An 11,583-nucleotide genomic window follows, 5' to 3' on the forward strand; every position below is an offset into this window, starting at 1 on the left:
ATTCCCTGTAAAATCGTACCTTTGTGCCGTAATAAAAAGAAATGATGACATTTAAACAGATGAATATTTCGGAGCCGGTGTGCCGTGCGCTCCTCGAAAAAAACTATTCTACCCCCACACTTATCCAAGAACAAGCTATACCCGAAGCCCTGACCGGCCGTGATTTGTTGGGACTGGCGCAAACCGGAACCGGCAAAACCGCCGCTTTCGCCGTACCCATCATCGAGCAATTGCTTGCCGCCCCTATGCCCCAACGCAAAGGTGCTCCGCGTAGCATCCGTGCGCTTATCCTGACCCCAACCCGGGAGTTGGCGATTCAGATTGATGAATCGTTGGCGGACTATACACGCTATACGACCTTGCGCCACACGGTTATCTTCGGCGGAGTGAAACAAAAGTCGCAAACCGATGAGCTTCGTGCCGGGACGGACATCCTGACGGCTACTCCCGGACGTTTGCTCGACCTGATGTCGCAAGGCTTTATCCGCCTCGACGATGTTCGCCACTTCGTTCTTGATGAGGCCGACCGTATGCTCGACATGGGATTTATCCATGACGTCAAACGCCTCTTGCCCAAGCTCCCGCCCAAGAAGCAAACCCTTTTCTTCTCGGCCACCATGCCCGATAGTATCGACCGTCTTGCCAAGAGTTTGTTGCACAATCCGGCGCGTGTGGAAGTAACTCCGGCATCCAGTGTTGTGGAGATTATCAGCCAGTCCGTCTACCGGGTAGAGAAACCTCAGAAGAAAGAATTATTGGCTCAATTGTTGCTCGGAGAGGCAGGCCATCAGGTGCTGGTTTTCTCCCGTACCAAGCATGGAGCGGATAACATTGCCCGCTACCTGTCTCGTCGTGGCATTGCTTGCGAAAGCATACATGGAGACAAGTCACAGAATGCCCGCCAACGTGCGTTGAGCAACTTTAAGGAAGGGCGTTCCAATGTGATTATTGCTACGGATATTGCTGCTCGGGGCATCGATATAAAAGGTCTGGACCTGGTTCTCAATTTTGATTTGCCCGACGTTCCGGAGACCTACGTGCACCGTATCGGACGTACGGGACGTGCGGGTTGCGAAGGACGTGCCATTGCTTTTTGCTCAAGCGAAGAAGCCCCCATGTTACGTGAGATAGAGAAACTTACGGGTATAAAGCTGGTGCAACAAAAGCACAATTTGCCTTCTTTGGGAGAGCCTGCCGCTTCTCCTACTACTTCTTCTACCCAAAACATTGCACCCAAATCGCAAAGCCGCACTCAGGGAGGAAGACCTCAGAACAATAGGAGGCGGGAGGACAGAAAGAGACCGGTCGAACCAACCGGAAGCACTCAAAAGGCGGTGGTATCTGCCGAAAAGCCCAAGCGGAATAATAACCGTCCCGAAAGACCTCGACCTGTCCAGCAATCCGGGCAAAAGAAGTCGGGTTCAGGGAAGCCGGAGCCGTCACCTAAAAGTCCGGCAAAGTTGCGTTCGCGCTACGAAAACTATGATTGAAAGTTGTATATGCTTTTGAAGTACTTGTAAAATAAAATAGGTTTCCCTTTATCTTACTTTGTGTGAAAAGGAAAATATTTAATATTTAAAAACTTGGTAAAAATGCTCTATTGTCTTTAAAAGTTTGTATATTAGCGGCTTGAATGCTTGGAGGAAAAAACGAGAATTCGTTCCGAGTAGTCTAAACTTAAGGAACTAAAGATTATATGACCAAAAGCAAGGAAAGTTTAAGTGTATTTCTACTTCAGTTTTTAGAACGGTTGAATGGCCATGAATCTATTGAAAGGAAAATCACGAAGTCGTTGATAGACATTTGTAATTACTATGGATTCAAGAAAGGGTTTGTTTATCAAACGGATGGCTTCCGCTATTTCTTTTTGAAGGAAACCATCGGAAATGAAGGTGGCACCCTGAGGTCTCGTTTTGAAATGGGAGAGATGACCACACAACATTCTGATCGTATAGAGGCTGGAAAGAAACCCTTTTATACACGTAAGGGTGGGAATATATCTTTGTCCGATATGGATATTCTGGATTTTTATGGAGTGGATTCTTTGCTAATCAGGCAATTCGAAGATTCCGAAGGCAAGATTATCGGATTTATCGGGTTTGCGGATAGGGAAGAAGCCTCGATACCTTTCGCCGAAGACGAGCTCCAGATGATTCATCTGATATTGGGCTCGCTCTCCAAGGAAATAGCGGTCAGGGAATATAAGGAAAGAGAAGTGCGGGCAAGCAACACGCTGGGTAGCATTATGAACAATATGGGAGTGGACATTTATGTGAACTCTTTCGATTCTCATGATATGCTATATGCCAATGCGTCTATGGCCGCCCCGTATGGCGGCATCAGGCATTTTGAGGGGAAGAAGTGCTGGCAAGCGCTCTACACCGATAAAACGGGCGAGTGTGAGTTCTGCCCTAAAAGGCACTTGATTGATGAAAACGGCCAGCCCACCAGGGTTTACTCCTGGGACTATCAACGCCCGTTCGACAAATGCTGGTTTCGCGTGTTCAGTGCCGCATTCCCCTGGATAGACGGACAGATGGCGCACGTCATCACCAGTGTCGACATCGACCATCAGAAAAAGATAGAAGAAGAATTAAGGATAGCCAAGGAGAAGGCGGAGAATCTGGACCGCCTGAAGTCGGCTTTCCTGGCCAATATGAGTCATGAAATCCGTACTCCGTTGAATGCGATTGTTGGTTTTGCAAGTATGCTCGTTGAGGAAGATGACAAGAAAGAACGTCAGGGGTATATTGAAATCATGCAGGAGAACACAGAGTTGCTCTTGCAATTGATATCCGATATTCTGGATTTGTCGAAGATAGAGGCGGGGACGCTCGACTTCAATATGGGGTATCTGAACATCAAAGACTTTTGTGAAGACATACTTCGCGGTTATGAAATCAAGGAAGATAAGCCCGTGCCCGTATTGCTGGCTTCTAATTTGCCCGATTATCGTATTTATACAGATAAGAAGCGTTTGATGCAGGTTGTCACTAACTTTATCAATAACGCCCTTAAGTTTACGAGCGAAGGGCAAATCACTCTTGAGTATCACTTTAAGGAGGATACCAATGAGATAGAATTCTCCGTAACAGATACGGGTATTGGTATTGCTCCGGATGCGGTGGGGCAGGTGTTCGACCGCTTTGTGAAACTTAATACTTTTTCCAAAGGCACCGGTCTGGGATTATCCATCTGCCGGAGTATTATCGAGCATCTTGGCGGCACTATCGGGCTTGAGTCTGAGGTAGGCGTCGGTAGCCGTTTCTGGTTTACGCATCCTTGTGCCGAGTCGGCATAATCAAAGCTATTATTCATGAACTAAAAAATTAGTAGACCAATGAAGAACAAAACATGGAGATATTGGGTTGTTGCATCAATTGTATTGTTGCTGGTAGGTTGTGGCGGCGGTGCAAAGAAACAAACTAATGAGGAAGTAAGTATGGATAGTACAACTATGGCATGTGACGGTTTGAAAACCTTACAACTGGATGGAGTGAAGGTCACCTGGATACAGGATAATGCAAAAGAGCGTCTTATGGAGAGGACGCTTTTCGCCGATGCCAGTGATGAGCTGATAGATAGCTTGAAGTTGGCGGATGGGATACCTTCGTCCATGAGCACTTTTCTGGTAGAAACGGATGGTGTCCGGATTTTGTTTGATACGGGAATGGGAGCGCCGGATAGCCGTCTATTGTCGGGGTTGGCCTCTTTGGGAGTAACCCCCGCTGATATCAAGTATCTGTATCTCACTCACTTCCACGGTGACCACATCGGAGGGATGATGAAGGGAGATAGCATTGTCTTCCCTAATGCCGAGGTGTATGCATCGAAAGTGGAGTATGATGCCTGGCTCAAGATGCCTTCCGATAGGAATGCGCAAGTGGTGAAGACCATGAACGCTTATAAGGATCGTTTACACTTGTTTGAATTTGGTGAAACCTTGCCGGGGAATGTGGTTACCATGAATGCGGAAGGGCACACTCCCGGCCATACGGTGTACCAGGCGGGCAAGCTATTGGTGATAGCCGATTTGATTCACGGAGCCGCCCTTCAATTGGAACATCCCGAAATCTGTGCTGCGTATGATATGGATAAGGATGCGGCGGTGAAGTCACGTAAACACTTCCTCTGGTATGCCAAGGAAAATGGATTGACAATGGCGGGAATGCATTTGCCGCCTCCGGGGTTTAAATAGTACTTTCCGGATGGGATATGATAGGGGGTGTTTCTTCACTCCCTTTTGACTTTTCCTCCGTTTTCGGGCGCTTGGCAGGGGAGGGCTTCTTCCCGTATTTGCGTTCTTTTTCCCAAGCGGCTTTTCTTGCTTCGTATGCTTCGTATTGCTTTTCTAAATAGTTGTCGGCCATGATTTTATTGTTTTAATTAGAGATTGTTCATCGTTGGGTGGGCAATGAAAACTCTTGCCAGTCATATTCCTCTCCGTTCTCGTCGGCTACGGCAATGCGGAAGATGACTTCTCCCGTCTTTATCCGTTCTCCGGCGCTGATGTTGGCGGTGTATTTCACGCCTTCGCGGGGAGCGATTTGTTCTATCATGACGGATGGCGAGATATAGATGTGCTTCATGCCCGTGACTTCCGCCACTACCGGCACCACGTTGAAGGCGGTCCTGTTTCCCTCGTTCATAATTTCGAAGACGACTTTGCAATTCTCACCCGCATTGATTACGTGGTCGCGGCTATCGTCAATGAAACGTATATTGCGTATCTTCAGGTTGTTGATGGCGGAGGGGCGCGCTTCCGGTCGGGAATTATAGGTGGGCTGGGTTCTCTCTACCCGGTAGCTGTATTCTTCCGTTTGTTTGGGGGCGGTGGCGGCATTGGCAATGGCGGCTCCGGCAATGGTTCCCACAATAGTGCCGATGGCAGAACCACGGTAACCTCCTCTCCATCCTCGGTTGTTCTCGCCTATCAGCCCGCCGATGGCGCCTCCTACATTGCCTCCGATGGCGGCTCCCGCCAATACGGCGCCCGGGTCACCCGCCGCCATGCGGTTGGTGCTACATCCGCTACACAATATGGCTAATGCCAATATCCCTATAAAATGCATGCTAATCAGTTTCTTCATATCAAAATCCTATTTAGTATGTATATGCGCATTAGAACTCTGTAAAGGTATGGATAAAATTTTGTTTGCTGAAGTGCGGCTTCTGTTTTTATTGTTCACTTTGGCTGGAAAAGGTGGTTTTATTGAACAAAAGTTCTTTAGAATATTGTGGGATTGAAGGATATAGTCTATTTTTGCGGGAAATAAAAAGTAAGGACTATGAGTACTTTTCGTTCCATAGAAGAATTAGTGAAGAGCCTTGAACGCGAGAAAGAACTACTGAAAGAAATGTTTGCCAAGCGAAAGTCGCTTTCGTTTCGTTATGATTATGCGCTTGAGATGACAGAGTATAAAGAAGAGCGTATCCGTTATCTGATCGACTACGGTGTAATACGTGACACGGGTGACTTTCTTGAAATGGAAGATCTCTATCTGAAGTTCTTTGAAGACGTGTTGGAAGTGAATGAAGAAATCAACGTGTCTTTTGTACAGGACTATCTTACCCGCCTCAATGAAAATATAGATTATTACCTGAAAGAAAGTAATGAAAAGCGCAAGTATAATTATCAACGCGAAGTTAAACGCTGCCTGAAAAACATTGCCCTTACCACTGTCCGTAATGTAATGGACCTGAAAAGGAACATGGATAATACTTATAAGAATGAACCCAACTACCAAATAAAAAAGGCGAAGTTAATAAGACTAAGCGAAAAGCTTAAGAACATCTCTTTGCTGATAACTAAAAGTGAGGAGCTGATTGATAACCAGCAACCGGTCTTTTTCCGCGTAGCCATGGATGTGCAAATGCGGAATGTGGTGAGCGACGTCAAGCTGCAATTGAACGATTCTTATCATAATCTGCTTGAAATTCACCGGCAGATTGTCCATTACCTGAACCTGATAGACTATCAGAACCGTATCTTTGAAAAGATAAGGAAACTGAAGTATCTGAAAGACCAGTTCCTGTTGGAAGAGAACACGACTATCCGGCAAGTTGTTTCGCAACGTCATCCGTTATGGATGGAACCTCAGACGAACTACCGCATAAAATTGTCGATAGATTATCTGCGAACTTCGGATGAGGCTTTTCAAGCCGTCAGGAAGTTGGCAGCACAGCAAAAGAACAGGAAGCATGGTCCGAAAAATCTGGCTGAAGCTATTCCTGAAGGGTATTTGGATAATCAGTCGCAACAGATTGACGCGATAAACCTGCGGGAAGTGTACAACGCTTTTATGGCCTCCGGGATGCATCTGTTTGGTTTCGTGATGAACTATCGCTTTCGCAAGGAAGTATCCCGTGGAGATAAACTGATTTATTTTTGTCAGTTGGCTTCCCAATATGCTGATGAACTCAATTTTACGGAAAGCTATGAGTGCTCGGGCAATGTGGAATATCCTTTGATTTACGCCAAATAAAACTTTTTGAATATGAAATATACCGAAGAGATTTTCAATATACTTAGTAAAGGAGGGTTTATTTCCTCGAACAGTATTTCCACTCAGGTGAAGCGTTATTATGATGCTATTGAAGAGGACTTACCCGATTATTATGAATATTATCAGGGAATCGGACTTTATCTGGAAGGGGGAGACGGTTACTATCATTTTACGCGCAAAGAGGCGAAAGTGGATTTGGAGCGCAAATTGGAGGCTGCCTTGAAATGGATTGATTATATGAGTTTCTTGAAAACCTATCATTCGGCTTTCGGTCCCGGATTCCTGTTTCGTGCGGCTGATATTGAAATTCAGATCGGTTGTGATATGGAGTTGAAGGAGAAAGCTTCCAAACTGTTCTCCGACAAAAAGAAGCATGAGGAAGTAGTGGCTAAACTGATTAATGAACTGGAAAAGATGGGATTTATAGAAAAGGAAAATGAAGTGGACGGGACATACAAAGTGCTGACTGCTTTCCATTATATGGAAGAATTGATTGACTGTATCACTATATCGGAGGAGGTGCAAGATGAGATACCTGAATAAGATTATTTTTCTGAACAGTGCCCATATTCCTTATGCAGAGGTGAAACTGGATGGTAATGTACATTTCATTGGTACGCAGGGAGTGGGGAAGAGTACATTGCTCCGCGCTTTGTTGTTTTTCTACAATGCCGATAAACTTAAGCTCGGCATCCCCAAGGAGAAGAAGAGTTTTGATGCATTCTACTTCCCATACTCCAATTCTTACATCATCTATGAGGTGATGCGTGAGAATGGAGCCTACTGTGTGGTGGCTGCCAAATCACAGGGGAGAGTGGCTTTCCGTTTTGTAGATGCTTCGTTTGAGAGGGATTGGTTCATCAATGAACATAATGAGGTGTATCCGGAGTGGGGGCGTATCCGCGAACGTATCGGTGGAAAACGCCAGATTACCTCGCAAATCACCGTCTACGAGATGTATCGTGACATTATCTTCGGCAACAACCGTAAACAGGACATGACTCCTTACCGGAAATTCGCCATCGTGGAAAGTGCCAAGTACCAGAATATTCCGCGTACCATACAGAACGTCTTCCTCAACTCTAAGCTGGATGCCGATTTTATAAAAGATACCATTATTCGTTCCATGACCGATGAAGAGGTTTTTGTTGACTTGAGTTTTTATCGAAGCCAGATAAAAGAGTTTGAGCAGGAGTATAATGACGTGATGCTTTGGTTTACCAAAAACAAGAATGGCGAGATTCCCGTGCGGAAGATAGCGGATAAGGTGATAAATTCGTATCGTGACCTGATTTATTCCCACAAACAGATAGATGAGGAACGTGCCGAGTTGAACTATGCTGAGAAACAGGCGTTGCAGGAAATCCCTCATATCAGAGAGAAGATAAATAAAACGGAGGTTGAACGTGAACGGTCTATCCGGCTGATTGATGAATTGAGAGAGAAATATAATAAGGAAAGAGATACTCTTGTTAGTGGCAAAGGTGGCATTGAGACGTTGTTGAAGCAGGTGCATGAAAAACGACTCCATTATGAGCAAATCAACATAGAGGAAATCATAAAGCGGGTGGCACAGGAGGGATTGCAAAACGGAGAATTGGCACGCATCTCGATCATGAAGGAAGAACTGACACGGGCCTATCAGGATGTGCTGTCCAAATACAGTTCGTTGTTTAAGAATCTGGATGCCGATTTGAGTTTGTTCGAAAATAATAAGCAGACTCAGATTCTCGAAAAAAGATCATCTGTTGCCGAACGTCAGGAGAAAGCTATGGCACAGTCTCGCGCTGAAGAGGATAAAGTGCGGGAGGCGTCTGAGGAAAAGCTGCAAACGGTGGAGCAACGATTGGCACAACTGCGTGGCGAGGAGATGCAGATGAAATTGAAGCAGCAGAAAATGCTTCATGAAGAACACTATAAGAAAGAAATTTCTGATTGTGAAGCTGGTATTGATGAATTGCGCAGAAGGGATAAGGAACTGGATTTGCAGATACGTCGGCAGCAAATGGACATCGGTCAACGGAGGAATGAATGTGAGCTAAAACGCAAAGAGTTGGAGATGGCGGCTCAGAAAAGCATGGATGCAGTGCGTAGGGAAAAGGCGGATGTAGAAGGACAGTTGCAGGCATTGGATGCATTGATAGAGAAGCGAGAAGGTTCTTTTTGCGATTGGCTGGAACAGCATAATCCCGGTTGGCGAGAAACGATAGGCAAGGTGGCGGATGAGGAGTCGGTGTTGTACAATCATGAATTGAATCCCCGTTTGACGGATGATGCCGGGACTTTATTCGGCGTTTCATTGAACTTGTCGGCCATTGATCGAAGCATCCGTACTCCCGAAGAGATGAAACAAGAGCGGGCAGCGAAGCAGATCGTTTATCAAGAACATTGCAACCGACTGACACGATTGGCTGAGGAATTGAATGAAAATATAAGTCTCTTGGAGAAGAAGTACTCCAAACAAATCAGGGAAATGGCTGAGCAACAACATCTGATGGAAGCTGAGCGAGGGCAAATTCCTTATAAGCTAAAGAATCTGCAAGCGGATCATGCTACTTGGAAAACGAAAGAAGAAGAGTGGAAAAAAGTACGGATGGAAGAATTTCAGGCTGGTCTGAATGAGATTGCTCATCGGTTCTATCTGGCGGATGAAGAGAAAAAGAAATATCTGTCTGAGCGTGAGAAACAGTTGAAGGCTTGCCAGAAGAACTATAAAGATGCTAAGACAGAGCTTCAGCTTGAATTGGACCGTTATGTTAACGAAGTTCGGCAGGAGATGAATCGTCATAAGCAATTGATTGAAGAGCAGAAGAGAGAACTCCGGCAGGCACAGGATGCTGAACTGAATGGCAAGGGAGCTGATGTGGCAACCATTCGTAAATATGATGAGAGGTTGGCAGAGATCAGGGAAGAATTGAGGTATATCAGCGAGCATCGCAATCAGGTGGCTTATTATGAAAAGGATAAGCAAGAACTCTTTGATAAAGAACCTGCCATGCGTAGCCGGAAGAAAGAATATGAGGCCAAATTTTCGGCTTTGGACGAGCGGTTTGCACTGCGACGGGAGAAACAACAAAACGGGCTGAAAGAAATAAATACTGTTTTGGAAAAGCTGAAGTTGGAATTGCAGATATTAGAAAGCGGATTAGCGGAAGCAGATGCCTTTTTGAATGACGAAACTTTTTGTCCGGCCGGAGCGATGGAAGTGGGAGAGAAGCCTACCAGGAAAAACTGTGATACTCTTGTGAAGGAACTTAAGTCGCTCATAGTCTCTTTTATCAGAAAGACGGAAGATTTCAAGAAAGCCGTGATGCAATTCAAAGGTTATTTTTCTGCGAAGAATACATTTCATTTCCGTACTGAACTGATTGGCGAACAGGATTACTATGACTTTGCTTCGAACTTATGCGAGTTTGTAGATAATGATAAAATTTCTGATTATCAGAAGCATATCAGTGGACGATACACTGATATTATCCGGCGTATATCGAAGGAGGTGGGAGACTTGACCCGAAATGAGAGTGAGATTCGTAAAACCATTGGTGATATCAACGATGATTTTATAGAACGGAACTTTGCCGGAGTGATAAAGGAAATATCCCTCCGCCCCTTGCCGAGCAGTGACAAACTGATGCAGTTGTTACTGGAGATAAAAAAATTCAGTGATGAGAACCAACATAATATGGGAGAAGCGGATTTATTTTCGCAGGCTTCCCGTGAAGACGTCAATGCGACAGCGGTACGTTATCTGTTGTCGTTCATGAAACATTTATTGGACGATCCGGGCAGAAAACAATTGGCTTTGTCGGATACTTTCAAATTGGAGTTTCGGGTCAAGGAAAATGATAATGATACGGGATGGGTGGAAAAGATTGCCAATGTGGGTTCTGATGGAACAGATATTCTGGTGAAGGCTATGGTAAATATTATGCTTATCAACGTGTTCAAAGAAAAGGCGTCCCGTAAGTTCGGTGACTTCAAGATACATTGCATGATGGATGAGATAGGTAAATTGCATCCCAACAACGTGAAGGGAATTTTGGACTTTGCCAATTGCCGGAATATCCTGTTGGTGAACAGTTCGCCTACTACATATAATGTGGAGGATTATAAATATACTTATTTATTGAATAAAGATGGGCATTCTAATACGCAGGTGGTGCCTTTGCTAAAATATAGTAAGGCATGAGAAATGGGAAAGAATATGTTATGACCGTGGCTGCGGCGCGTAAGGTTGCGCGGATGTTGAACGGTGAATCTGTGGGGTATTCCTCGTTTCCCGTATCACTGGCAGAAGAACTATTGGAAGAAGGTGTTTTGGTGCAAAGTTCTTATGGGAGGCGTGGCAGTTATCGGATATGTGATGTGGAAGGATGTCGCACTTTTCTGGCCCAACGTTATTCCATAAACGGGAGTTTGGAGGAGTGGATTGAGATGATGTCTCGTCAGGAAGCGGTGTCGCGTGCGGAGCAGGTGGCAATGGCAGGCAATTCTAAAGTTCGGAAAACTCGTGGGTTTAAGGGATTTCTCGTGAATAGTTATAGTCCGATAGAGGCAACTTTGCGTGAGCAGCCGTTAGTGATTGAACCTGTGCAGGGTGCTTCTATTTTTATAGAAGATTATGAGCACTTTCGAATTCCCGATGATGTGGTTGTGGTAGGAATGGAAAATGGAGAGAATTTTCAGCGGATTCGTGGGCAGCAATATTTATTTGATGACTTGAAAGTTCTTTTTGTGTCCCGTTACCCTCAATCAACAGACTTGCGCACTTGGTTGCAGATGATTCCTAATCGTTATATTCATTTTGGTGACTTTGACCTGGCGGGGATTGAAATCTTTCAGAGAGAGTTTTACGTTTTTTTGAGAGAACGTTCTGAGTTTTTTATCCCGGCAGATGTAGAGGAACGGCTGAAGAATGGTAATCGTAAGCTTTATGATGTGCAGTATGCCCGGTATAAATTTATGGATATTATGGATGAACGATTGGTACCTCTTGTTGAGATGATCCATAGATATGGGAAGGGGTATGAGCAAGAAGGGTATATAATCGGGTAACGAGAGATGGCTGATTTTGATA

General features: G+C 45.1%; 9 protein-coding genes. 7 read left to right on the forward strand and 2 right to left on the reverse strand.

Translation table 11 applies throughout. From position 1 onward, the window contains the following. Nucleotides 1-44: 44 nt before the first annotated feature. The 3 genes from K6V21_RS14060 to K6V21_RS14070 all read left to right on the forward strand — a co-directional run bounded on the left by K6V21_RS14060 (nucleotide 45) and on the right by K6V21_RS14070 (nucleotide 4,198). Nucleotides 45-1,490: a DEAD/DEAH box helicase gene (locus tag K6V21_RS14060; protein ID WP_118295159.1), complete on the forward strand. Its 1,446-nt coding sequence runs from the start codon at nucleotides 45-47 to the stop codon at nucleotides 1,488-1,490. Nucleotides 1,491-1,696: 206 nt separating this feature from the next. Then, a complete protein-coding gene (locus K6V21_RS14065; RefSeq protein WP_007665975.1) occupies nucleotides 1,697-3,301 on the forward strand; it encodes a sensor histidine kinase in 1,605 nt (534 codons plus the stop codon). Nucleotides 3,302-3,340: 39 nt separating this feature from the next. Then, entirely contained in the window at nucleotides 3,341-4,198 is an 858-nt protein-coding gene (locus K6V21_RS14070) for an MBL fold metallo-hydrolase (protein WP_224318997.1), read from the forward strand. Here the strand turns inward: K6V21_RS14070 and K6V21_RS14075 are convergent. Then, nucleotides 4,191-4,370, reverse strand: a complete 180-nt coding sequence (locus tag K6V21_RS14075; RefSeq protein WP_117706544.1) for a hypothetical protein — start codon at nucleotides 4,368-4,370, stop codon at nucleotides 4,191-4,193. The two genes, K6V21_RS14070 and K6V21_RS14075, sit on opposite strands and share 8 nt — an antisense overlap. Nucleotides 4,371-4,397: 27 nt before the next feature. Continuing rightward, nucleotides 4,398-5,090, reverse strand: a complete 693-nt coding sequence (locus K6V21_RS14080; RefSeq protein WP_224318998.1) for a glycine zipper family protein — start codon at nucleotides 5,088-5,090, stop codon at nucleotides 4,398-4,400. A gap of 198 nt (nucleotides 5,091-5,288) precedes the next feature. Here K6V21_RS14080 and K6V21_RS14085 point away from each other — a divergent pair, with 198 nt between their 5' ends. The 4 genes from K6V21_RS14085 to K6V21_RS14100 are packed head-to-tail and all read left to right on the forward strand — an operon-like array spanning nucleotide 5,289 to nucleotide 11,561. Continuing rightward, entirely contained in the window at nucleotides 5,289-6,485 is a 1,197-nt protein-coding gene (locus K6V21_RS14085) for a hypothetical protein (RefSeq protein WP_224318999.1), read from the forward strand. A gap of 12 nt (nucleotides 6,486-6,497) precedes the next feature. Further along, nucleotides 6,498-7,049 carry a condensin complex protein MksE gene (locus K6V21_RS14090; RefSeq protein WP_007665964.1) on the forward strand — a complete coding sequence of 184 codons (552 nt, stop codon included), beginning with the start codon at nucleotides 6,498-6,500 and terminating at the stop codon, nucleotides 7,047-7,049. Then, on the forward strand, nucleotides 7,033-10,695 hold the full coding sequence (locus K6V21_RS14095) for an ATP-binding protein (RefSeq protein WP_224319000.1): 3,663 nt from the start codon (nucleotides 7,033-7,035) through the stop codon (nucleotides 10,693-10,695). Before K6V21_RS14090 ends, K6V21_RS14095 begins: the two co-directional genes overlap by 17 nt. After that, the gene (locus K6V21_RS14100; protein ID WP_224319001.1) at nucleotides 10,692-11,561 is read left to right on the forward strand and encodes a hypothetical protein; all 870 of its coding nucleotides are present in this window, start codon (nucleotides 10,692-10,694) and stop codon (nucleotides 11,559-11,561) included. The genes K6V21_RS14095 and K6V21_RS14100 overlap by 4 nt, the downstream gene beginning before the upstream one ends. Nucleotides 11,562-11,583: the final 22 nt, after the last annotated feature.

This window comes from Bacteroides cellulosilyticus (assembly GCF_020091405.1).
Classification (GTDB): Bacteria; Bacteroidota; Bacteroidia; order Bacteroidales; family Bacteroidaceae; genus Bacteroides.